The organism is Micromonospora sp. NPDC048835 (assembly GCF_040649995.1).
Taxonomy (GTDB): domain Bacteria; phylum Actinomycetota; class Actinomycetes; order Mycobacteriales; family Micromonosporaceae; genus Micromonospora.
Map to the genome: position 1 here is coordinate 273,608 of NZ_JBEZGM010000004.1, position 22,607 is coordinate 296,214.

18 protein-coding genes and 1 riboswitch are annotated in these 22,607 nt (G+C 72.6%); of the genes, 10 read left to right on the forward strand and 8 right to left on the reverse strand.

The features are described 5' to 3' along the window. The first annotated feature begins 114 nt into the window (after positions 1-114). The gene (locus AB0C15_RS07765) at positions 115-618 is read left to right on the forward strand and encodes a DinB family protein (RefSeq protein ID WP_357349784.1); all 504 of its coding nucleotides are present in this window, start codon (positions 115-117) and stop codon (positions 616-618) included. 78 nt (positions 619-696) lie between these two features. Here the strand turns inward: AB0C15_RS07765 and AB0C15_RS07770 are convergent, their stop codons facing one another. Together AB0C15_RS07770 and AB0C15_RS07775 are read right to left on the reverse strand one after the other, a co-directional pair. Beyond that, a complete protein-coding gene (locus tag AB0C15_RS07770) occupies positions 697-2,760 on the reverse strand; it encodes a glycogen debranching N-terminal domain-containing protein (RefSeq protein WP_357349786.1) in 2,064 nt (687 codons plus the stop codon). Then, entirely contained in the window at positions 2,757-3,170 is a 414-nt protein-coding gene (locus AB0C15_RS07775) for an SCP2 sterol-binding domain-containing protein (RefSeq protein ID WP_357349788.1), read from the reverse strand. Before AB0C15_RS07775 ends, AB0C15_RS07770 begins: the two co-directional genes overlap by 4 nt. A 380-nt stretch (positions 3,171-3,550) precedes the next feature. On the opposite strand from AB0C15_RS07775, the gene AB0C15_RS07780 reads away from it, so the two are divergent. Next, positions 3,551-3,736: a hypothetical protein gene (locus tag AB0C15_RS07780; RefSeq protein WP_204944262.1), complete on the forward strand. Its 186-nt coding sequence runs from the start codon at positions 3,551-3,553 to the stop codon at positions 3,734-3,736. 16 nt (positions 3,737-3,752) lie between these two features. Here AB0C15_RS07780 and corA read toward each other — a convergent pair whose 3' ends face one another. Then, entirely contained in the window at positions 3,753-4,880 is a 1,128-nt protein-coding gene (gene corA, locus AB0C15_RS07785; protein WP_357349790.1) for a magnesium/cobalt transporter CorA, read from the reverse strand. A gap of 186 nt (positions 4,881-5,066) precedes the next feature. On the opposite strand from corA, the gene AB0C15_RS07790 reads away from it, so the two are divergent. The 4 genes from AB0C15_RS07790 to AB0C15_RS07805 all read left to right on the forward strand — a co-directional run bounded on the left by AB0C15_RS07790 (position 5,067) and on the right by AB0C15_RS07805 (position 9,895). After that, positions 5,067-7,007: an amino acid transporter gene (locus AB0C15_RS07790; protein WP_357349792.1), complete on the forward strand. Its 1,941-nt coding sequence runs from the start codon at positions 5,067-5,069 to the stop codon at positions 7,005-7,007. 86 nt (positions 7,008-7,093) lie between these two features. Beyond that, positions 7,094-7,205: riboswitch (SAM riboswitch) on the forward strand. 273 nt (positions 7,206-7,478) lie between these two features. Next, positions 7,479-8,345 carry an ABC transporter substrate-binding protein gene (locus AB0C15_RS07795; RefSeq protein ID WP_357349794.1) on the forward strand — a complete coding sequence of 289 codons (867 nt, stop codon included), beginning with the start codon at positions 7,479-7,481 and terminating at the stop codon, positions 8,343-8,345. A gap of 39 nt (positions 8,346-8,384) precedes the next feature. After that, complete coding sequence (locus AB0C15_RS07800) at positions 8,385-9,155, forward strand: amino acid ABC transporter permease (RefSeq protein ID WP_357349796.1); 771 nt, start codon at positions 8,385-8,387, stop codon at positions 9,153-9,155. Next, positions 9,152-9,895, forward strand: coding sequence for an amino acid ABC transporter ATP-binding protein (locus AB0C15_RS07805; protein ID WP_357349798.1), 744 nt, complete (start codon positions 9,152-9,154; stop codon positions 9,893-9,895). Before AB0C15_RS07800 ends, AB0C15_RS07805 begins: the two co-directional genes overlap by 4 nt. 28 nt (positions 9,896-9,923) lie before the next feature. Here the strand turns inward: AB0C15_RS07805 and AB0C15_RS07810 are convergent, their stop codons facing one another. Beyond that, entirely contained in the window at positions 9,924-11,498 is a 1,575-nt protein-coding gene (locus AB0C15_RS07810) for a Na+/H+ antiporter (protein WP_357349800.1), read from the reverse strand. 117 nt (positions 11,499-11,615) lie between these two features. Beyond that, on the reverse strand, positions 11,616-14,939 hold the full coding sequence (locus AB0C15_RS07815) for a BTAD domain-containing putative transcriptional regulator (RefSeq protein ID WP_357349802.1): 3,324 nt from the start codon (positions 14,937-14,939) through the stop codon (positions 11,616-11,618). A 137-nt stretch (positions 14,940-15,076) separates the two neighbouring features. Here AB0C15_RS07815 and AB0C15_RS07820 point away from each other — a divergent pair, with 137 nt between their 5' ends. From AB0C15_RS07820 to AB0C15_RS07830, 3 genes are all read left to right on the forward strand, one after another. After that, positions 15,077-15,955 (forward strand): alpha/beta hydrolase, encoded by an 879-nt coding sequence (locus AB0C15_RS07820; protein ID WP_357349804.1) that lies wholly within the window; start codon positions 15,077-15,079, stop codon positions 15,953-15,955. A 367-nt stretch (positions 15,956-16,322) separates the two neighbouring features. Continuing rightward, a complete protein-coding gene (locus tag AB0C15_RS07825; protein ID WP_357349807.1) occupies positions 16,323-16,772 on the forward strand; it encodes a hypothetical protein in 450 nt (149 codons plus the stop codon). Next, entirely contained in the window at positions 16,772-17,167 is a 396-nt protein-coding gene (locus tag AB0C15_RS07830) for a hypothetical protein (RefSeq protein WP_357349809.1), read from the forward strand. Before AB0C15_RS07825 ends, AB0C15_RS07830 begins: the two co-directional genes overlap by 1 nt. 31 nt (positions 17,168-17,198) lie before the next feature. Here the strand turns inward: AB0C15_RS07830 and AB0C15_RS07835 are convergent, their stop codons facing one another. From AB0C15_RS07835 to AB0C15_RS07845, 3 genes are read right to left on the reverse strand one after another with little or no spacing between them, the layout of a single operon-like run. Beyond that, positions 17,199-19,367, reverse strand: a complete 2,169-nt coding sequence (locus tag AB0C15_RS07835) for a hypothetical protein (RefSeq protein ID WP_357349811.1) — start codon at positions 19,365-19,367, stop codon at positions 17,199-17,201. Then, positions 19,360-20,634 carry a low temperature requirement protein A gene (locus AB0C15_RS07840; protein ID WP_357349813.1) on the reverse strand — a complete coding sequence of 425 codons (1,275 nt, stop codon included), beginning with the start codon at positions 20,632-20,634 and terminating at the stop codon, positions 19,360-19,362. Before AB0C15_RS07840 ends, AB0C15_RS07835 begins: the two co-directional genes overlap by 8 nt. Before the next feature lie 48 nt (positions 20,635-20,682). Continuing rightward, positions 20,683-21,624 (reverse strand): SDR family NAD(P)-dependent oxidoreductase, encoded by a 942-nt coding sequence (locus AB0C15_RS07845; protein ID WP_357349815.1) that lies wholly within the window; start codon positions 21,622-21,624, stop codon positions 20,683-20,685. A gap of 131 nt (positions 21,625-21,755) precedes the next feature. Between AB0C15_RS07845 and AB0C15_RS07850 the strand changes: the two genes are divergently transcribed. Beyond that, positions 21,756-22,598 carry a helix-turn-helix transcriptional regulator gene (locus AB0C15_RS07850; RefSeq protein ID WP_357349817.1) on the forward strand — a complete coding sequence of 281 codons (843 nt, stop codon included), beginning with the start codon at positions 21,756-21,758 and terminating at the stop codon, positions 22,596-22,598. The last annotated feature ends 9 nt before the right edge of the window (positions 22,599-22,607 follow it).

Genomic DNA, 22,607 nt, shown 5'->3' on the forward strand with positions numbered 1-22,607 from the left:
CCGGCGCGGATCGGCAACCGCTGGCGGTGCCCGCGTGCACCTGTGTCGTGCTCGGAAAGTGTCGGGGCCTGGGCCTACGGTGGCACCGGGTGGACATCGACGAAGGGTGGCGACATGACCAGCACGGGGCAGCTCACCGGTGAGCGCACCGACCTCCTGCAGACGCTGCGCAAGCACCGCGGTTTCCTTCTGCAGACGGTCGACGGGCTCACCGACGAACAGGCGGCCAGCCGCCCCACGGTGAGCGGCCTCTGCCTCGGCGGCCTCATCAAGCACGTGACGAACGTCGAGCACCGCTGGACGCTCTTCGCGGTGGGTGGCGCCGAGGCGATGGAGCGTGAAGAGATCGACTGGGTCGGTCAGTTCCAGATGCTGCCTGGCGAGACCCTCGCCGTCCTGGTCGAGCGCTTCCAGGAGGTGGCCGCCCAGACCGACGAGCTGGTCGCCACCCTCGACCTGGACGCGGCGCACCCGCTGCCGCAGGCGCCCTGGTTCGAGCAGGGGGCGAGTTGGACGGTCCGCCGGGTGCTGCTGCACGTGATCGCCGAGACGTCCCAGCACGCCGGGCACGCCGACATCCTGCGGGAGTCGATCGACGGCGCCAAGACCATGGGCTGACCCGGGCGTCGGCGGTCGGGGCGCCCGGCCGCCGACGGGCCTGAGCGCGGCGGTCGGGGCTCTGCCGCCCCTCGGTGGTCAGCGCGCTCGGGGGCGGTGCCGCCCCTCGGTGGTCCGGTCTCTCGCGTAGGCGTCGGAGTGGCCCCAGCGACCCGGGATGTCCAGCAGCTCCAGTCGACCGAACCCCTCCGGCACCGCCGGGTTCACCAACAGGTTGTCGCCGGTGGGTCGCAGCCCCAGCGTGGTGCTCAACAGCATCAGCAGCGCCCCGGACGACCACGACTGCGGGCGGGCGGCCCCCGGCAACTGGACCGGATACTTCGTCAGGCTGCGCTCGTGGCCGGCGATCGCCTCCGGCACCGCCCCACCGAGAGTCTGCGCCAGGTCGAAGATGCCCCCCGCGATCGTGGCCGCCTGCGTGTCCAGACGATAGCGGCGCAACCCGGCGGCGATCAGGGCGTTGTCCGCCGGCCACACCGCGCCCAGGTGGGCGCCCACCGGGTTGTACGGGCGCTGCCCGGTGGCGAAGGTACGCACCCCCCAACCGCTGAACAACCGCGGCCCGACCAGGTGCTCGGCGACCGTCTCCGCCCGGTCGTCCGGCACGATGCCACTCCACAGCAGATGCCCCATGTTGGAGGCGAGCGCGTCGACCGGCGCACCGTACGGGTCGAGCGCCAACGCGTAGTAGTCCCGGTGCGAGAGCCAGAAGTCCCGGTTGAAGCGGTCCTTCAGCGCGGCGGCTTCCCGCTCCAACCGATCGGCGTACGCGGGGTCGCCCCAGAACTCCCGGGCGAGCCGCGCCCCGCGCCTCTTCGCGTCGTACGCGTAGCCCTGCAACTCGCAGGTGGCTCGGGGAAAGGCGGGCTGCCGGTCGTCGGCGCTGGTGATCCCGTCCGGAGAGTCCTTCCAGCACTGGTTGATCGCGCCGTGGCGCTCGTTGCGACGCTGGTAACGCACGTAGCCGTCCCCGGTCAGGTCGCCGTACTCGTCGATCCAGTCCAACGCCATCCGGGCCGGGTGGCGCAGTTCCCGCACCAGGTCCGCGTCACCGGACCACCGCTCGTACTCGTCGAGCAGCACGACGAAGAGCGGGCTGGTGTCCGCCGAGCCGTAGTACAGCGCGTTCCCCCGGTCGCCGAACGCGCCGGACTCGCCGTAACGGAGGTGGGCCAGGATCTTGCCCGGCTCCTCGTCCAGGTCGTCGTCGAGCTGACTGCCCTGCATGAACGCCAGCATCCGCAGCGTCGCGGGGGCCAGTTGGGGCGTGAACGCCAGCGTCTCCAGACAGGTGACGATGCTGTGCCGCCCGCACAACCACATCGCCCACGGCAGGCCGGCGATCGGCACTCGGGCGTCGTACGACAGCGGCCGGTACCGCAGTGCCGCCAGGTCGGCCAGGCTGCCCCGGTACATCTCCTCCAGACCGTCACGCTCGGCCACCAGTTCCGGGGCCTGGTCCATCCAGTCCGCCAGGCTCTCGCGCATCCCGGTCCGCACGGCCCGCTGGTGCGACTCCAGGGAGGCGCGTACGTCCTGCCCGTCCTCGCCGCCCATGGTCATCGCGACGTGCAGGTCGGTCTCCCACTTCCCGTCCGGGGCGATCCGGATCCGGAACGTCATTCCCCCCTCGTCCACCTCGACCGGCACGGTGCTCCGGACGGTGGTCTGGCGGACGAACCGCTGCCGTTGGTACCGCAGCACCAACTGCTGGTTCGCCGAGTCCGCGACGACCTCGACGGCCCGCTGACGGAGGTGCCCGATCTCGGCGATGTCGGTGAAGTCGTTCGCCATCTCCACCCGTATCTCGAAGTCCGCGGGCTCCGACGAGTGGTTGAGCACGGTGATGTTCTCGTGCAGACAGTCGTGGATGGAGCGGTGGCGGATGATCGACACGTCGGCGTCGACGTAGTGGCTGGCCGCGCCGGGGACCAGGAAGTACCGGGTTTCGAAGTACGTCATGTCGTCGCGGGAGAGAGCGTTGATCCGTTCGCCGTCGACCCTGAGCACCCAGTGCGACAGGAAGCGGGTGTCGTACGCGAAGAGGCCGACCGGAGACTTCGGGTCGGCCTGGATGTCACCCTGGGCGTCGCTGATCGCGAACACGTTGCCGGCGATCACGTGCAGCAACTCCTGCTTCACGACCGATCCTCCCGAGCGTCCGTCGAGCTTCGGCCCTGGGCGGCCAGGGCGGCCCGGCCCAGGTCCCGCGGGTGGCGGGCGCCGCTCGGCCCCGCGAAGATCCGCCTAAGCACCATCAGCAGCCGCATGTCGCCCTGGAGGGTGAGGTCGTTGCGCAGCAGAGCCGCCCCGGGGTGCAGTTGACCGTCGACCATCTGGTCGAACACCCACCGGTCCGCGCGGACCACCAGATCGGCGTCGTCGGCCGACCGCGCCACCTGGACCTGCTGGTCGGAGACGGTCAGGTACCAGTGTTCGGTGCTGCCGTCGTCGCGGACGTCCAGCCGCAGCGTCCCCGCGGTGGTCTCCGGCAGGTTGGGACGCCGACCGGCGTCCAACTGTTGCAGGTACTGCTCGGCCGTCGTGCCCATCAGGCCCCCTCCCCACGGCTCCCCGCAGGATCACCCGGGCCGGGGTGAGCGCGGTTCACCCGATGCGGGTGAGGGGAGGCTTCAGCCGGCGCGGAGGCGTTGCGGGGAACTGTGGTGGCCGCCCCGCTGCGGCTCGACTTCCCGCGCGGGGCATCGCCGAGCCGCTGCCTTGACCGTGACTCGACCGTCGATGCGTAATGTCCGGTTTGGCGGGCGACAGTCGGAAACCCGAAAACAAGCGGTGCGGATGCGGCCGGGCGTGGGAAGGTTCGAGTGGCTGCCGTACCGGTGGTGGGCTGCTCAGAGGTGGTCTGCCCGGCCGGTGGCGTGGGTCCGCCCCGCGCCGCCCACGGCGGTTTCGACGAGGAGAGGCAGGGCCCATGCAGGCTCAGCGCAGGCCACCGCGTGCGGAGCGGAGCCAGACCCGGGACGACCGGACCGGCGGCGGGATGACCGGGGCGGCCACCCCACTGACGATCTGGGCGGCAGCCGTACTGCTCGGTCGGATCAGTGCCGGCGACGACGACGTCGAGGACGAACGGCACATCCTGCGCGGCATCGAGTGAGTCCCGGCCACGCGGCTCACAGCCAGCCGCGCCGCTTGAAGATCAGGTAGAGGGTGCCGCAGACCAGCAGCATCAACAGCAGCGCGAAGAGGTAGCCGAAGCGCCAGTTCAGCTCGGGCATGTGGACGAAGTTCATGCCGTACACGGTGCCGATGAGCGTGGGAGCGAAGAGGATCGCCGCCCAGGAGGAGACCTTCTTCAGCTCCTCGTTCTGGCTGTAGCTGGCCGCGGTGAGGCTACGCATCTCCTCGTTCTGCTGCTGCGAGACGAGGGTGGCGTTGACGGTGAGGATGTTCTGCAACAGGTGCCGGAAACCGTCCACCCGCTCCACCACCTGGGTGAGGTGGTCGGTCACGTCGCGTAGGTAGCGGCGCAGTTCCTCGTCGGCGCCGGCGCTGCCGTCGGCAAGCGCGCCGAGCACGCTGAGCAGGGGTCGGGCGGCCCGCTGGAACTGGATGACCTCGCGGCTGAGGCCGTAGATGCGGCGGCTGGCGTTCGGGTCGCCCCCGAACACCTGGGTCTCGATCTCGTCGATGTCGTTCTCCAGTCCGGCCACCACCGGCGCGTACCCGTCGACGACCTGGTCGAGGATCGCGTACAGGACCGCCTCCGGCCCCCGCGCGAGCATCTGCGCCTCGGTCTCCATCCGCCGCCGTACCGCGGCCAGGTCCGGCGCCTCACCGTGTCGGACGGTCACCACGAACCCTGGCCCGATGAACAGGTGCAGCTCGGAGAACTCGACCTCCTCCCGGAGGTCGTCGTAGCGGGCGGCGCGCAACACCACGAACAGGGTGTGCCCGTACCGCTCCAGCTTGGGCCGCTGGTGAGCGTTGATCGCGTCCTCGACGGCCAGGTCGTGCAGCCGGAACTCCCGGGCCAGCGAGGTGATCTGGTCGATGTCGGGCCGGTACAACCCGATCCAGGCCATCGCGCCGTCCTGCTCCTGGAGGCAGCGGTACGTCTCGGCCAGGCCGGGCGGCGAGGCGAACCGGTGCCCCCGGAGGTAGACCGCGCTGTCCACCAGACCGCCCTGCGGAGCGGTTGCCGGCGACTGCGGGGGCGGCGGCTCGCCGACCCTCGTCTCGTACTCGTCGAGTTGGCGGCCGAAGCCGTCACCCGGGCGGAAGCGACGGCCGCCGACCATGCCCTGTCCCTCCCCCGGTGCCCTCCGGTCCGGCGCGCGCCCGCCAACCCGGGGGCGCTGCTTCCCCCCTGTCCCGGGCCCGAAACCCGCCGCGTCGTCGGTCGGGTTCCGCGCACCGGCGGACGGGGACAGCCCGACGGGCGGATACTCACGGTGACCGCGGGCGGGATGACGGGGGACGCGCCGGTGACTGTCGACAGACGCGCCAGCCGGTTGCGGGAATGGTTGTTCGACGCCGGCTCGGACCAGGCCGTCCAGCACCCGGGGCCGCACGGGCGCCCGCCGGAGCGCCGGCACCACCGGTGGTGGAAGGTGATGTGCCTGACCGGGGTCGACTACTTCTCCACACTGGGTTACCAGCCGGGCATCGCCGCGCTGGCCGCCGGGGCGCTCTCGCCGGTGGCGACGCTGGTGCTGGTGCTGGTGACCCTGCTGGGGGCGCTGCCGGTCTACCGACGGGTGGCGGTGGAGAGCCCGCACGGCGAGGGTTCCATCGCGATGCTCGTCCGTCTGCTGAGCTATTGGCCGGGCAAGTTGCTGGTGCTGGTGCTGCTCGGTTTCGTGGCCACCGACTTCATCATCACCATCACTCTCTCGGCCGCCGACGCGACCGCGCACATCGACGAGAACCCGTTCTGGCCGAGCGGGCTCAAGGGCCACGAGGTGCTTGTCACGCTGCTGCTCGTGGCGTTGCTGGGCGCGGTGTTCCTGAAGGGATTCACCGAGGCCATCGGGATCGCCGTCGTCCTGGTCGCGGTCTACCTGACGTTGAACGCGGTGGTGGTGGTCGACTCGCTCTGGCGGGTGGCGACGCATCCCCACGCGGTCGGCGACTGGACCACCATGCTGACCACCGGGCACGGCGATCCATGGTTGGTGGTCGGGTTGTCGCTGCTGGTCTTCCCGAAGCTGGCGTTGGGCCTGTCCGGCTTCGAGACCGGGGTGGCGGTCATGCCGAGCATCCGGGGTGAGCCGCAGGACTCGGAGGCACGACCGCTGGGCCGGATCCGTGGCGCGCGTCGGCTGCTCACCACCGCAGCGCTGATCATGAGCGTCTTTCTGATCACCAGCAGTGTGACGACCACCGTGCTCATTCCGCCGGAGGCCTTCCAGCCGGGCGGTCCGGCGAACGGTCGGGCGCTGGCGTACCTGGCGCACGCCCACCTCGGTGAGGTGTTCGGCACCGTCTACGACCTGTCCACGATCGGAATCCTCTGGTTCGCGGGCGCGTCGGCGATGGCGGGTCTGCTCAACCTCGTGCCGCGCTACCTGCCCCGCTACGGCATGGCACCGACCTGGGCACGGGCCGTCCGACCGTTGGTGCTGGTCTTCACCGGCGTGGCCTTCCTGATCACGGTCGTCTTCGAGGCCAGCGTGGACGCGCAGGGCGGCGCGTACGCCACCGGGGTGCTGGTGTTGATCACCTCGGCGGCGACGGCGGTGACGCTCGCGGCGCGCCGGCAGCGTCAGCGCGGCCGCACCATCGCGTTCGGCGTCATCGCGGTGATCTTCGTCTACACCACGTCGGCGAACGTGGTGGAACGTCCGGACGGTGTCAAGATCGCAGCCTGTTTCATCGGCGCGATCATCCTGGTGTCGGTGCTGTCCCGGTTGATGCGGGCGTACGAGCTGCGCGTCGACCACGTCGAACTGGACCCGGCCGCGGCCCGGATGATCGACGAACGCGCCGGGCGACGGATCCGCCTCGTGGCGCACGAACCCGACCGGAGCGACGAGGCGGAGTACCGCGCCAAGCTGGCGCAGACCATGGCCGACAACGACTTCCCGGACGACAGCGACGTCATCTTCGTCGAGGTCACGGTCACCGACCCGTCCGACTTCGAGACCGAGCTGCTGGTGCGCGGCAGCATGGCCGCCGACCGCTTCCCGGTGCTCAGCCTGGCCAGTTCCTCGGTGCCCACCGCGCTCGCCGCCCTGCTACTGGAGATCCGCGACCGCAGCCGTCGGCGCCCACACATCTACTTCGAGTGGTCCGAGGGTGGCCCGACCCGCAACCTCCTGCGCTACCTGGCGTTCGGGCAGGGCGCCATCGCCTCGGTGACCCGGGAGATCCTGCGCCGCCACGAGCCCGACCCGGGCCGTCGACCGCACGTGCACGCCGGCTGACCTGCGGACGGGCCGCTCCACGCGGACGGTGAGGGTGGTCATAACGACTGGACGCACCACAGGTGGCTGCTGCTAGCCTCGGCGCAGGTCATGAGCGCCAGCGCGAAGCCCCGGCTCGCTGGCCGGCAACCCTCCTCCGCGGTGGGGTGCCCCGGGTGAAGACCAGGCACCGGCACGACGTCGGTGCAAGCGTGGCCTGGCACCCAGGTCAGCACAGACCCGGGAGAACCATGCGCATCCTCAGCACCACCCCACCGACCGACGTCGCGGACGCCCGCACCGGTCGACCCTCGCCCGCACTGACCCGGCGACGGCACGTGGACATGATGCGAATGTGCAGCGCCGCCTGTCGTCGCGGCACCACGCGCTAGCACTTCCCTTCCGGAACACCTTCCCACCGGTACGCCCCTCGGGCGCGCCGTCGGTGGCGTACGCCCGTGCGCGCCGAGACACCACCCTTCGGAGACACCCGTGCGATTCCTTCCTGCCCTGACCCGTGCCGCCGCCCTGGGCGCGGCCACGATCCTCGCCGCCACCGCCCTCACCGCCTGCGGCGACGACAGCTCGTCCGACGCCACCGCCAACCCGTACGGGCTGGCCCAGCCGGGTGTGCTGCGCGCCGGAACGCTCACCGACGCCCCGCCGAACGTCTACCTCGAGGACGGCAGGTTCACCGGCTTCGACAACGACCTGCTCACCGCCGTGGCCCGCAAGCTCTCCCTCAAGGTCGAGTTCGTCGGCACCGACTTCTCCGCGCTGCTCAGCCAGGTCAACAACCGCAAGTTCGACGTCGGCAGCTCCTCGATCACCATCACTGAGGCCCGCAAGAAGACTGTCGACTTCGGCAACGGCTACGACTTCGGCTACTTCGGCCTGGACGTCCCGGCCGGCTCGCCGATCACCGGCTTCGAGCAGCTCGCCGGCAAGCGGGTCGTGGTGGTGCAGGGCACCGTCCAGGACGACTACGCCACCGGCAAGCAGCTCAACCCGGTGCGGGTGCCGGACTACAACGGCGCGATCAACCAGCTCAAGGCGGGCACCGCCGACGCGTGGATCGCCCCGGCGGAGATCGGCGAGAAGTCGGCCGCCGACAGCAAGGGCAAGATCACCGTGGCGGCCAAGCAGCTCAGCCCGGCGCCGACCGCGTACGCGGTGGCCAAGGGGAACGACAAGCTGCGCGAGGCGCTGAACAGGGCCCTGGACGAGGTCATCGCCGACGGCACCTGGACCCGGTTGCAGGCGCAGTACTACCCGGGCCGGCCGATCCCGGCGGACTTCAAGCCGGGCAGCGGCGCGGTCGCGGTGGCGCCGTCGGCGTCCGCGTCGGCCGCGTCCTGAATCGGTGACGAGCGAGCGGGGCGGTAGGAGGGGCGACCGATGGATCCGTTGAGCACCCTGTGGGAGACGTTCTTCGACGCCGACGCGATGCGCGAGGCGCTGCCCGAGATGCTGACCGTCGGGCTGCCCAACACGCTGATCCTGGCGGTCTCCGCCGCCCTGCTCGGCTCGGTGCTGGGGCTGCTGCTGGCCGTCGCCGGAACCTCCCGCAGCCGCTGGTTGCGCTGGCCCGCACGGGTCTACACCGACGTGTTCCGAGGGCTGCCGGCCGCGGCGACGATCCTGTTGATCGGCGTCGGGCTGGCCCCGCTGGGCATGCAGGTGTGGGGGCCGGACCCCTACCCGCTGGGCATCCTGGCGCTGTCGCTCATCGCCGCCGCGTACATCGGGGAGATCTTCCGCTCGGGCATCCAGTCGGTGGAGGCCGCCCAGTTGGAGGGGGCCCGCGCGCTCGGCTTCCCGTGGGCCGACGCGATGCGGCTGGTGATCATCCCGCAGGGCATCCGGCGGGTGCTGCCGGCCTGGGTGAACCAGCTCATCGCCCTGATCAAGGACTCGAGCCTGGTCTACTTCCTCGGTCTGGTGGCCAGCCAGCGGGAGCTGTTCCGGATCGGGCAGGACTACGCCGCAGCCACCGGAAACGAGTCGGCGCTGCTGTTGGCGGGTCTGTTCTACCTGGCGTTGACCGTTCCGCTGACGCACGTCGTCAACTGGATCGACGGGCGGCTGCGCAACGGTCGCCCGGTCGCCGCGCCGAACGACGAGGACGACGAGGACCTGCTGACCGCCACCGAAGGGAGCCGACGATGACCACCGACACCACCACCTCGGTCAGCCTCGACGTCCGCGATGTGCACCTCGCCTTCGGACCGAACCGGGTGCTGCGCGGGGCCGACCTCTCGGTGCCGCGCGGCACCACGGCCTGCGTCATCGGCCCGTCCGGGTCGGGCAAGTCCACCCTGCTGCGCACCATCAACCGGCTGATCGAGCCGGACCGGGGTGACGTGCTGTTGGACGGGCGCAGCGTGCTCGGCGACGACCCGGACGCGCTGCGGCAGCGGGTGGGCATGGTGTTCCAGCAGTTCAACCTCTTCCCGCACATGAGCGTGCTGCGCAACGTCACGCTGGCGCTGCGCCGACTGCGCAAACTCGGCGCGGACGAGGCGGACGCCGTCGCCCGGGCCCAGTTGGAGCTGGTGGGGCTTGCCGGCAAGGCGAACTCCCGACCGGCGCAGCTCTCCGGCGGTCAGCAGCAACGGGTGGCGATCGCCCGCGCGTTGGCGCTGCGGCCCGAGGTGATGCTCTTCGACGAGGCGACCTCGGCGCTCGACCCGGAGCTGGTCAAGGGCGTCCTCGGGGTGATGGCCGACCTGGCCGCCGCCGGCATGACCATGGTGGTGGTGACCCACGAGATGGGCTTCGCCCGGCAGGTCGCCGACACCGTCGCCTTCATGGACCGGGGCGTCGTGCTGGAGCAGGGCCCACCCGAGGCGATCTTCGAGCGGGCCGAGTCTGCGCGACTGCGCCGGTTCCTCGACCAGGTGCTCTGAGCCACGCCGCTCGGACGGTCGCCGCCGGTCACTCGGTGGGACCGCGTCCCAGCAGCCGGATCTCCTCGTTGTCCAGCGCGGACTGGAGTTCCTGCAGCACCAGGTCGTCGATCTCCCGGTTGTCGCGCAGTCGGGTGACCTCCCGTCTCTTGTGGGCCAGGACGCCCAGGCGCAGTCGGCGTTCCAGCCGGCGCTCCTCGGCGGTGTTCGCGCCGCTGTCGTCGAGGTCCTCCAGGTGCCGCCGGTACTCGGCCTCCAGCCGACGCACCGAGTCGTCCTGGGCGCCCACCTCCGCGGCGACCCGGGGAAGAGCGGCCAGGCCGACCTCGGTGGCCCGCCGCCGGGCGTTGCGGGCCTCGTCGACCCGCTCCGGGTCGCCCTGGAGCCCGGCCCAGCGCACCACCAACGGCAGGGTGGTGCCCTGCAGGAGCATGATCAGGACGATCACCAGCGCGGTGACGAAGATGATCAGGTCGCGTTCGACCACCGGTCGACCGTCGACCATGACCGTCGGCACGGCCAGGGCTGCGGCGAGCGACACCGCACCGCGGAACCCGGACCAGCCCGCGACGGTCCCCACCCGCCAACTCGACGGCCCCTGGCTGGGATCCATGATGCGACGGCGCCGCAGCCGCGCCGACTGCGCGGTGAGGTAGACGAAGAGCAGGCGGGTGCCGATCACGACCAGGGTCACCACGAGCACGATCAGCAGCGCCCGCTGCGGCGACGTGCTGCTGATGCCCCGGACCGCCCGGGGTATCTGGGTGCCGAGCAGGACGAACAGTCCGCCGTTGATCAGGAACGTGCTCAGGTCCCAGAACGCGTACGCCAGCACCCGGGACCGGGCACGGATCACCCGTGGGCCGGCGTAGGCGAGCACCAGGCCGGCGACCACCACCGCCAGCACGCCGCTGGCGTGCACCGAGTCGGCGAGCAGGAAGGCGCCGAACGGTGTCAGCACGCTGAGCGCGCCCTCGCGCAGCGGGTCGTCGAGCCGCTTGCGGACCAGCACCACGGCGCCCCCCACCAGCAGACCGGCGACCACGCCGCCGACGCTGGCCCCCACGAACTCCTCGCCGATGCCCAGCACTCCCGGCCTGGCGCTCTGACTGAGCAGGCCGACGGCGACCGCGAAGACCACGAGCGCGGTGCCGTCGTTGATCAGACTCTCCGCGTGCAGGGTGGTGAGCAGCTTCCGAGGCAGCCGCTTGGCCAGGCCGGTGACGGCGGCGGCGTCGGTCGGCGCGAGGACCGCGCCGAGCACCCAGGCCGCAGCGGGGTTCACCCCGAACGCCTGCGCGGCGTAGGAGACCGTGACCATGGTGAGCACCACCAACACCACGGCGAGCAACCCGATCACCGGCAGGTTGGCCCGGATCTCCCGCAGGCTGATGGTGAGGCTCTCCCGGTACAGGATCGCCGGCAGGAAGATCAGCAGAACCAGGTCGGGTTCCAGGGTGACCTCGGACAGCGGCGGCATGAGCCCGAGCAGCACGCCCAACGCGATGAGCAGGACCGGCGGGGCGACCCGGTACCGACCGCCGAGCGTGGTGCCGACGAGGACGGTGACGCCGAGCGCCACGATCAGGACGAGCGCCTCCACGCGTACCCCCTCGGACCACGGCCGACGGTGGACACGCCGGTGGTTCCATCTGACCGCACCCGGCGTCGGGTTCCGGCGTAAACCGGCAAGTCGTTGGTGGCCCGGACGTGATCCCGCTCAGGTCGGGTCGTCGGCGCGTACGCGCGCGGTGAGCACCCGGGCGGCACGACGGTGCGCGGCGGCCTCCTCGTCGCGGCCCAGAGCGGCGGCCAGATCCGCGAGGTGCCCGGCCACCGGGCCGACGGTGACCACCCCACTGCCGGCCGCCAGCTCGGTGGCGGCCGGGCGGAGCGCGGCGGCGACGCGTTCCATGGTGGGTCGGTCGCCGACGGCGAGCGCGGCCCGGGCGGTGAGGCAGAGCCGCACCTCCCGCAGCAGGTCGTGCGGCCCGTCCGGCAGGGCTCGCAGCGCCGCCCGGGTGGCACCGTGATCGCCGGCGGCAGCGAGCAGCAGTGGGCGGACCCAGGGCTCGTGCGGGCCCCAGTCCAGCCGGGCCCAGTCCTCGTCGTCCGGCCCGGGGATCGGTCGCTCCCCGGGGGTCGGCCGGGAGTCGCCGGCCGGCACGTCACCGCTGACGGCGTCGGCAAGTCGCAGGCCGAGCAGGGCGAGCGGCAGCAACCCCTGGGCCAGGCCCGGCATGCCGTCGGCCGGTAGTCGTTCGGCGGCGGCCCGGTAGCCGGTCGCCGCCGCGTCCGACTCGCCGTCGAGTGCCAGGCGCAGTGCGGCGTACCACCGGGTGAAGACGTCGACCAACGGCAGCTCGTACCGCTCGGCGAGGCGGTCGGCGGCGTGCGCGTGCGTGTCGGCGGCGCGCCGGTCGGCCCGCGCGCAGTTGGCCTGGACCAGCACGAGGTGGCCGAGCACCTCGAAGGTCACCAGGTGGTGTCGGGCGGCCAGGTCGACGAGTTCGACGCCGATCCGGGCTCGCGCACCGGCCAGACCGACTCGGTCGAAGGTGTGCATGAAGCGGGCGTTGAGCGCGAAGGCCAGCAGCCCGGGGTCGCCGATGCCACGGGCGATCGTCTCGGCCTCGTCGGCGGCACGGCGGCCACGGTCGGTGGTGCTGCCGCGCAGCTCCAGCGCGAGGGTGCTCAGCAGCCGGCTGCGCTGCGCCGAGGGGGTCGGGCCGAGCGTGGTCAGTGCGTGTTCGGCGGCTCGGACGATGTGCCCGGAGAGCACGTCGTCGTCGTTGCGCGTCCAACTCGCCGGCACCTCGAAGCCGGCCAGCGCCTCCTGGGCGAGCAGCGGGTCGCCGGTGGACTCGGCGGCGGTGATCGCCTCGGCGCGTCGTCGCCGCGCCTCGGCCAGCCGGCCCGTCACGGCCAGCGCCCGTCCCAGGCCGAGCAGCGCGGTCACCCGCCCGTGCGGGTCGACCCCGCCGGCCCGGTCGTACGCGTCGATCGTCTGCCCCCACAGCCGGGCCGCCTCGTGCGGGTTACCGCCGCGTTCGGCCCGTTCGGCCGCCACCCGGGCGTACGTCGACGCCTCGGCGGCGGCGACCGGCCCCCCGGCGCGCAGCAGGTGGTACGCGAGGGCCGCCGGTTCGACGGGTTCCCGCTGTCGCAGCACCTGCGCGACGGCCGCGTGCCAGGCGGCGCGGCGCGGCGCGGACAGGTCGGCGTAGAGCGTGTCGCGGACCAGGATGTGGGTGAACCGCAGCCGCCCGTCGGACTCCCGCTCGGTGAGGAACCCGGCTGCCAGGGCGCGGTCCACGGCGTCCAGCGCCGCCGTCGGGTCACCTGTCAACGCGACGAGCACGTCCGGGTCGAGGTCCCGGCCGAGCACCGCCGCCTGCCGCAGCACGGTACGGGTCGGGGCGGGTAGCTGCGCCACCCGGTGCCGGATCACGTCGCGTACGCCGGGCGGCACGGCGGCGAGACCCGCCTCCCCGGCACTCGCGTAGAGCTGGGCCAGTTCGCGGACGAAGAACGGGTTGCCGCCGCTTCGCCGGTGGATCGACCTGGCGGTTTCCGGGTCCAGTTCCGCCCCGGCGATGGCGCCGGCCAGCTCACCCGTCGCCGACGCGGGCAGACCGGCCAGGTACTCCCGGGCCGGCTCCAGCCCGGCGACGCGGGCCAGGGTGGCGGTCAGCTCCGGGCTGATCTCGGTGGCCCGGTAGGTGCCGAGGATCAGCATCGGCCCGAAGGCCGGCTGCGGGCCGCTGAGCAGCGCGGTCAACAGGTCCAGGGTGTCACCGTCGGCGCGGTGCAGGTCGTCGAGGACCAGCAGCAGCGGCCCCCGGTCGGCGACCGCCGAGAGCAGCGACGCCACCGCACGGTGCCGACGGAACCGCACCTCGGCGGGGTCAGCCGAACCGTCGTCCGGGTCGGCGGCGACCACGGGGGCCGCGGGCCCGGCGAGCGCGTCGGTGATCTGGGTCCACGGCCAGGCCGGCGGGGCACCCTCGTACTCCGGGCTGCGGCCCCACGCCGTGCGCCAACCGTCGGCGGCCAGTCGCCGGGTCAGGGCCTCGGCCAGCGCCGTCTTGCCGGCGCCCGGGTCGCCGCTGAGCAGCGCAAGCGTGGGCTGGTGGCGGTGGGACGCCGTCTCGGCGGCGCGTCGCAGCCGCTCCAGCTCGGTGTCACGGCCGACGAACGGCCGCTGCCCCGACCCGGCGGGTGCGCCGGGGGCGGTCACCCCCGCGACGGGCGGGGTGAGGTGCGGGGCCTGGGCCAGGATGTCGGCCTCCACTCGGCGCAGCTCCGGCCCCGGGTCGACGCCCAGCTCGGTCACCAGCACGTGGCGGGCCTCCCGCAGCGCCGCCAGCGCGTCGCCCTGCCGGCCGGCGCGGTAGCGGGACACCGCGAGCAGCCGCCAGGCATCCTCCCGCAGCGGGTGGCCGGCCAGGAGTTCAGGTAGGTCCGCGGCGGCCTCGTCCGGCCGACCCACCGCCAGCAGCGCCTCCGCCCGGCGCTCGACGGCGAGCATCCGCAGCTCGTCCAGCCGGTTGATCTCCGCGACCGCCCAGGACTCGGTGGCGCAGTCGGCGTACGCGGGCCCGCGCCAGAGCCCGAGCGCCGCGTCGAGGGCGGCCAGGGCCGGCGCGGGGTGCCCGGCCGCCAGCAGTCGGGCCGCCTCCCCGACGGCCGCCTCGAACCGTCCGGCGTCCACCGCCTCCGGGGCGGCCTTCAGCGCGTACCCGGGCGGCTCGGTGACGAGGATCCTGGGCGGCTGCCGGGGTGGGCGCTCCGGCTCCAGGGCCCGCCGCAGGTCGGCGACGAAGGTCCGGATCGCGCCGACCGCGCCGTCCGGTGCGACCTCCCAGAGGTCGTCGACGAGACGGTCCACCGGCACCACCCGACCGTGGGCGATCAACAGCCGGCCCAGCACCAGGCGCTGCCGGTGACCCCGCAGGGGAACCGGGCCGCGCTCGGTCGCGGCGACCACCGGCCCGAGTACGCCGAAGGTCACCGCGACGGGCGCCGTCGGCTGCCTGGTCATGGCACCAATCTAGGCGGGTGGCCCGGACGGCACTGATCGGACGCTGACCGGCTGCTGATCACCGCCGGGCAGGCTCGACGAGTACGACGGCGACGGGCCACCGCCCTCGCCGGCACTGCTCACCAGGAAGGTTCCCCGTGGACCCCAGGATCAACGGATTCGACTACCGACGCGTCACCGTCGCCGACGGTGTGACGCTGACTGCCGCCGTGGGCGGTTCCGGACCGGCGATCGTGCTGTTGCACGGTTTCCCGCAGACGCACCTCATGTGGCGGCACGTCGCGGCAGACCTGGCCGCCGACCACACGGTCATCTGCCCCGACCTTCGTGGCTACGGCGACAGCGACAAGCCCCTGGACACCGACGGCACCGGGTACGCCAAGCGCACCATGGCCGCCGACATCGTGTCCCTGGCCGCCGCGCTCGGTCACCACCGGTTCGCGTTGGCCGGGCACGACCGGGGTGCCCTTGTCGCGTTCCGCGCCGGCCTCGACCATCCGGCGGCGGTCAGTCACCTGGCCCTGCTCGACGTGCTGCCCACCCTGGACATGTGGGACGTGCTGCACGGTGTCAACGCCGCGGTCGCGTTCCACCTGTACCTGATGGCGCAGCCGCCCGGCCTGCCCGAGGAGCTGATCGGCGGCAGCCCGGACGCCTTCTTCGGTCACTTCCTGGACGTCTGGACCCGTGATCCGGAGGCCGTGCCGGCGGACGTGCGGGCCGCGTACCTGCGCGCGTCCCGTGAAGCGGTGCCCTCGATCGTCGCCGACTACCGGGCGTCCGCCGGGATCGACGTGGCCCACGACGCCGCCGACCGGGCCGCCGGCAACCAGTTGCGGATGCCGGTGGCCGTGCTCCAGCAGGACTGGGGCGCGGCGCTGGGCTACGACGCGGCGGCGGTGTGGCGGGCCTGGGCCCCGGACCTGGACCACGCGACGGTCACCTGCGGACACTTCATGGCCGAGGAGGCGCCGGCCGAGGTGCTCCGGGCGGTGCGCAACCTGCTCGCCCGCTGATCGAGCGGCGACCCGGCCGCACACCCCGGTCACCCTCGGGAAGATATCCGACACTCGGTGTCACGAGAGTGGTGATACGGCCGGGTCGCCCCGTCCCATCCCGCCAATCGCCCCAAAAGCCCGCCAAGATTGCCCTGACCTGCGGAAACGCGACGTTACACAGGTGGACGCCAACCGGTCATCGGTGATACACAGGCAGATATCGGCAGCCAACGACGTCGTGTCGCTTCACCTTCTCGCCCCAACGACCGTTCAGGCACCGCACGATGGGCTCCGCCGCACGGACCGCAGCTCGACAGTCGCGACCCACCGAACGGCACCGGCCCGCCGGCCGTTGCCGGACGCCGGTCCTCGACAAGGAGTTGCCGTGGGAAACCTACGTATCCGATCCCGTCACCAACCGTACGAGATCGCTGTGCTGGCCGCGGCACCCCTCTGCGGCGTCCTGATGATGACCCTCAACGTCCGCCCGACATCCGTGCAGACGTCCATGCCGGCGCCCATCCAGGTCGCCTGGGAGCTGGGTCTGGTCGCGGTGGGCGTGGGTGGACTACTGGGCATCCTGTGGCCCGGCCGGCTCTCCACCGGGCTCGGCCTCGAACTCGCGTCGGTGCTGGTGCTCGGCACGATCACCGGCATGTACGCGGTGGCCCTGCTGGTCATGTCCGGCCGCAATTCGATAGTCGCGACGTCGTTCGTGATGGCGGTGACGGTCGGGTCGCTCTGGCGGGCCGGGCAGATCGCCATCGACCTGCGTCGCCTGGCCCGAGCCTGCGAAATTGTCCCCTACGAACCGCTCCAGGCAGGTGTCACGTGATGACCGCACCCGCGCCAGCCGCACCCCACTGGGTGCAGGTGGCGCTCAGCGTGCTCGGCATCCTCGGCGGAGGCACCGGCCTGGCCGCGATCGCCACCGTCGTGGTGCAGCGGGGCAAGTTCAAGGCCGATGCCGCCGACACGCTCACCGAGGCCGCCCTCACCCTCGTGCAACCGTTGCAGACGCGCATCAACCAGTTGGAGGGCGAGGCGCTGAGCGCCCGGTCCGAGCTGGGGGTGCTCCGCGAGCAGGTCAACCAACTGCAGTTCGTGGTGCGGGTGCTCACGCGGACGCTGGACCGGTGGCGTGCCGCGATCCGCGCCCCCGACGCCACCCTCCGCAAGGTCCGCGCGACGGTGGCGGAGTCCGACCGGATCCCCGAGATGGAGCGTTGACCGACGTCGTCTCCCCGCGTCCCGGCGAGCCTCAACCGCCGTGCCGCAGGCGTTCGGTGAGTTCGCGCACCGCCGCCCGGAAGTCGGGTTCGTTCTCACCCGGATGGTGTCCGAGGATCGGCGGCGCGGACACCTCCCCCGGCGCCGGGAGCAGGCTCCGCGGGTCCCGCAACCGCCGGTCGACCCGGCCGGCGGGATCGGCCGGGTCCGGGGGTGGATCGCCGGGTCGGTGGGCGGCGAAGATCCAGCCACCGACCCGATCGGTGTCCCGCCAGAGGTTGAGCCACCGCCAGTCGACCCGCTCTCCCACCTCGCGCAGCACCTCCTCGTTCAGGTAGGTCGGGAAGAGCCGGGCGTACAGCCGGTCCAGCGGAGACCCGTAGGTGAGCAGCGCGACCCGCCGGCGTACGCGCGGGGGCAGCCGCAGCACCGCGAGAGCGAGCAGGGCGGACCCGTGGCTGTGCCCACAGAGCAGCACCCCACGGTGTCGCTCGGTCAGGTCGGTGATCCGCTGGACCAGCTCCGGCACGGCGCGGTCGGCGTAGCTCGGGGGCGCGAACGGGTGCGCGGCCCGCGGCCAGAAGGTGCCCAGGTCCCACAGGATGCCGACGTGCCGGCGGAACCACGCGGTCCGGTAGGCGAACACACCCCCGGCCAACAGCGTGAGCAGCAACGCGGCGAGCAGGTAGGTGCTCCCGACGAGCCCCATCTCGACGGCTCGCGACGGCAGCCCGAACGCCTCTCGGGCCAACTCCTCCGGCTCCCGGCCGGTACTCCCGAGCAGGCTCGTGATCAGTCCGATCGTCGCGAGCACCGCGTAGGTGGCCGCGAGCAGCCCCAGCCACTCGGTTGACCGCGCTCGGGCGATGGTCCTCATCGTCAGCCGCAGCCGCCCCGCCGCCTCCGGCGGGGCCACCGGGAAGTCGCGACGGACGATCGCCCATGCGGCACGGCGTCGACGTCGGCGCGACAGCAGGGTCAGGCCGCCGCACACCAGGACCGCCGCGACCACGTGCAGGAAGAAGGCCAGAAGCGTCCAGCGGTACGGCAGCGGCGGCCCACCGTCGCCGGAGTAGCCGCCGAGCAACTGCCCGATCTGATAGACGAGGCCGGCGGAGAGGCCACCGGCCAGGCCCACCGCGAAGGCGGCGACGACCGCCGCGCCCAGGCCACGCCGCAGCCGGGACCGCCCGCCCGCACGACCACGGTGCCACAGCACCAGCCCGCTGAGCGCCACCAGCAGGACCATCTGAGCGAACAGGGCCCCGGCCGCGATCCCTCCGTAGCCGGGCATCCCGGTCGACGACGCCCAGCCCTGGTCGTCACGCGCGACCACGACGAGGGTCGCCACACTCGTGCCGATGGCCAGGACGCCCGTGGCGCGAGCGGTCCATTGCCCCGCTCGCGCCATCGCGGCCCGGTCGACAAGCCCGGGTGCGGCGAGCAATCCGACGCAGATCAGCAACACCGCCACGCTGAGGGCCAGCAGCAGGGTCGTCCCGGCCGTCCCACCCGAGGTGTGACGGGCCACGAGCAGCATGAGATCGAGTACGGCGAGCGCGGCCGCCACGTGGATCGCTCGCAGCCGTTGCACGAGCGGTTCCAAGGTCCACACCGCGGTGCCGTTCGGGCGGGACCGGCGCGCGCCGACGAGCAGGAGGAACACGATCGCGGCGATCGGCAGGAGCGCCAGCACGCACAGCCGCTCCCCGACGTGCCGGCCGTCGAGCCCGGCCATCGTGTCGAAGGGCCCACGGCAGCGGGCCGCACCGAGACACCGCCAGGCGAACAGGTCGAGGGCCACCCCGGCGATGGACACCACGTACAGCACGGTGAGGTTGAGCGCGAGGAGCCGGCACAGCATGGTGACCCCGGCGGCACGGCGGCGGCCGGTAGGCAGCATCCACACGGCCACGTTGCTGAACATGAACGGCAGCAGGAAGACCATGGAGAGGGTCCGGGCCACGGTGCCCGCGGGCAGGTCCCCCCAGCGGTACGCCTCGAGCGTCACCCCGTCCGGGTCGGTGCCCTCCGCCCGGTCGGTGCGGTGGAAGCCGCCACTGTCGTCGCCGGTGACCTGCCGGACCCGCGGGTTCTCGAGGATGACCGTGGGGTCGGCCCCGGACACGCCGTGCACCCGCAACTCCACCACGTCGGGTCGCCGCGGTTGGTCGTCGCGCTCCGGCTCACCCTCACGCATCGGACCGCTCTCCGCGCCGCCGCGTGTCGACCCCGTCGCGTCCGCCGACCTGTCGACCGAATCGGCGCAGGCCAGGCATCGCGTCGACCAGGACGATCAGCAGCAGCACTCCGGCGACGACGGCGCTGTTGACGAGCTGCGGCAGCTTCACTGTCGCCAGCCCGGCCACGACGATGACCGGCACCCCGACCAGACGCGCCCAGGGCCGGTTTCCGTCGACCACTGCCGCGAGGTGGATCCGGGCGGTCAGGAACAGCGCCGGGCCGATGGCACCCAGAGCCAACTGCCCCCTGTCGTTCCCTGCGGGGTCGTCGATCGTCATCTCCATGGCCACGGAGGTGGCCAGCACCCCGGCGATCATGACGAGGTGCAGGTAGCCCGCCTTGAGTGTCACCCTGCTGCCGGGCGGCCCGGCTGCCTCGATCCGCTCGGCCAGCCGCGCGCCGGCGGGCACCAGGTAGAGCCGGGCGAGGGCCACCGCGGTCACGAACGCCAGTGCGAAGGCCAGCGTGCTGTCCCGGTCCATGCCGGACTCGCTGTAGGTGACGCCGGAGATCAGGATCAGCTCACCCAGGGCGATGATGAAGATCTGCTGGTACCGCTCGGACAGGTGTCTGCCGTTGACCTGGAGTTCCGTCCACGTGCTGCGTCCGAGCCGCGGGAACGGCCAGCGCAGCCGGGCCAGGAGGTACTCCAGCACGAGGGCCAGCGCCCAGAGCACCGCACGGGCCGGGGCAACGACCGCCCCGACCACCCAGAGCACGCCGGAGATCGCGAACCAGACCGCCACCCGCAGGCTGCGCACCTGGAGCGGGTGTCCCCGCAGGGCGGGGATCAGGATCGCCGCCCGACCCAGGTGGATGGCGACGTAGGCGACGGCGAACACCGGGGCGTGCCCGTCGAACGCGGTGGGTACGGCCGCGGCCATCAGCAGGCCGCCGAACATCACCCAGAGCAGCAGGGCGACGATCAGCGGCGCACGCGGATCGAACCAGTCCGCCGACCAGGCCGTCACGAACCACACCCACCAGAGCGCCGCCAACATCAGCGCCACCTGGATGCCGCCGAGGATGCTGGGATTATCGAGCAGCGCGCGGGACAGCCGGGTCAACGCGAAGATGAACGCCAGGTCGAAGAAGAGTTCCAGGAACGACGCCCGGCCCGGGTTCTCCCGTCGGAGCAGCAGCCGTCCCGGAAACCCGCCCGCCATCGCCACCCTTCCCCGGCCCCGCAGCCGCAGCCGCAGCCGCAGCCCCAGTCGTACCACCCGGTCGAGCGGGCCCGGGCCCGTTCCGTCGAGCCCGGGCCGACGCCGTCAGCGGCCGGCGGTGACGACCGAGTGGGAGATCAGGTCCGACGCCACGTCCCAGAGCCGCGCGGCGTTGCCCGGGTCGACCGCGTACGCGGCCACACCGCTGTAGTCGGCGGGCCGCTCGGTGACGACCGGGGCCTCGGCGCAGTCCTCGAAGTAGCGACCTCCGACGCCGTCGAGCAGCGGGGACGCGGCGAGCAGCACCGAGGTGGCGGCACCCTGCTGCGGGGTCTTGTGCACCTCCTTGGGCGACTTGAGCCCGCCGGTGTGCTTCTGCAGACCGGTGGCGATCGCGCCCGGGTTCAGCGCGTTGGAGTAGATGCCCTCGCCGGACCAGCGGCGCGTCACCTCGACCGCCAGCAGCGCCTCGGCGCTCTTGGACTGCCCGTAGGCCAGCAGCGGGTCGTACGGCCGGAACGCGAAGTGCAGGTCGTCGAAGATGACCGGGGAGAAGAGGTTGCCGCTGGAGCTGACCGACACCACCCGGGCGCCGCCGGCCGCGGCGAGGGCGTCGTGCAGGCCAACGGTCAACGCGAAGTGCCCCATGAAGTTGGTGGCGAACTGCATCTCCCAGCCCTCGGCGGTGCGCTCCAGCTCGGGCAGCGCCATGATTCCCGCGTTGTTGACCAGGATGTGCAGCGGCTGGTCCCAGCCGGCGACGAACTGGCGTACCGACGCCTGGTCGGCCAGGTCCAGCGCGCGGACGGTGACCCGCTGCGCGCCGATGCTCGCGGCGATGTCGGCGGCGGCCTCTTCGCCCGCCGCGACCCGACGGACGCCGAGCACCACCTCGGCGCCGGCGGCGGCGAGCGAACGGGCGGTCTCGACGCCGATGCCCGCGGCACCGCCGGTGACGATGGCGCGCTTGCCGGTCAGGTCGACCCCGGCGATGACCTCGTCGGCGGTCGAGGCGAAACCGAAGGGGGTCGTGATGCGCTGTGTCATTGCTGTCCCGTCTCTCGATCACGCTTACCCCGACACTGTCACCTCTGCGGCGGGCGCTAGCCGGTTCCCCGTTTTTCCTGGTAGTGGCAGGACCAGGCTGGGCGTCCGGTGCCGGCTCCTACGATGGGCGGGTGAGCACGGCCGGCCCGCTCGGCGACTACCTGCGTGCCCGGCGCGAGCTGATCGGGCCGGGTGACGTCGGGTTGCCCGCGCACGGCCGCCGGCGGGTGCCCGGCCTGCGGCGCGAGGAGGCGGCCCTGCTCGCCGGCATCAGCGCCGACTACTACCTGCGGTTGGAGCAGGGGCGTGACCGGCACCCGTCGACGCAGGTGGTGGAGGCGCTGGCCCGCGCGCTGCTGCTGGACGCGGACGCCGCGGCACACCTGCACGGCCTGGCCCGACCGGCGCCGGCCCGCCGGGTGGCGCGACCGGCCGAGCGGGTGCCGGTGGGCATCCGGCAGTTGGTCGGGTCGTGGGCGGAGACGCCCGCCTTCGTGCACGGTCGGCACCTGGACGTGCTCTTCGCCAACCCCCTCGCGACGGCGCTGGCGCCGATCTTCGCCCCCGGGGTGAACCTGCTCCGCGCGGTCTTCCTGGACCCGAGCGTGCCAGCGCTCTACCCGGCCCTGACGGCCGTCGCCGCCAACGCGGTGGCCGGCCTGCGCGCCCAGGTGGGCCCCGAGGTCGACGACCCCCGCCTCGTCGAGCTGGTCGACGAGCTGACGGCCGGCAGCGACCGGTTTCGACGGTTGTGGGCCCGGCACGACGTCACCGCCCGCGCGGGCGGTGGAGTACGGATGTTCCAGCACCCACGGGTGGGCGAGCTGGCGCTGCGCTACGAGAAGCTCACCATCACCGGCACCACCCAGTCGCTCGTCGTCTACCACGCCGAGCCGGGCAGCCCGTCGGCTCGCTCGCTCGCCCGGCTGGCCCGCAGGGTCGGCGGCGCGGCGGACCGGGGCGCGGCGCGCTGACCCGGACCG

Excerpts from the sequence above, each read along its gene's own strand:
- AB0C15_RS07780 (WP_204944262.1), top strand. The coding sequence starts at position 3,551 with ATGCAGGCTCAGCGCAGGCCACCGCGTGCGGAGCGGAGCCAGACCCGG.
- AB0C15_RS07775 (WP_357349788.1), bottom strand. The coding sequence starts at position 3,170 with ATGGGCACGACGGCCGAGCAGTACCTGCAACAGTTGGACGCCGGTCGG.
- AB0C15_RS07835 (WP_357349811.1), bottom strand. The coding sequence starts at position 19,367 with ATGCGTGAGGGTGAGCCGGAGCGCGACGACCAACCGCGGCGACCCGAC.
- AB0C15_RS07815 (WP_357349802.1), bottom strand. The coding sequence starts at position 14,939 with ATGACCAGGCAGCCGACGGCGCCCGTCGCGGTGACCTTCGGCGTACTC.
- AB0C15_RS07765 (WP_357349784.1), top strand. The coding sequence starts at position 115 with ATGACCAGCACGGGGCAGCTCACCGGTGAGCGCACCGACCTCCTGCAG.
- corA (WP_357349790.1), bottom strand. The coding sequence starts at position 4,880 with ATGGTCGGCGGCCGTCGCTTCCGCCCGGGTGACGGCTTCGGCCGCCAA.
- AB0C15_RS07800 (WP_357349796.1), top strand. The coding sequence starts at position 8,385 with ATGGATCCGTTGAGCACCCTGTGGGAGACGTTCTTCGACGCCGACGCG.
- AB0C15_RS07845 (WP_357349815.1), bottom strand. The coding sequence starts at position 21,624 with ATGACACAGCGCATCACGACCCCCTTCGGTTTCGCCTCGACCGCCGAC.
- AB0C15_RS07805 (WP_357349798.1), top strand. The coding sequence starts at position 9,152 with ATGACCACCGACACCACCACCTCGGTCAGCCTCGACGTCCGCGATGTG.
- AB0C15_RS07830 (WP_357349809.1), top strand. The coding sequence starts at position 16,772 with ATGACCGCACCCGCGCCAGCCGCACCCCACTGGGTGCAGGTGGCGCTC.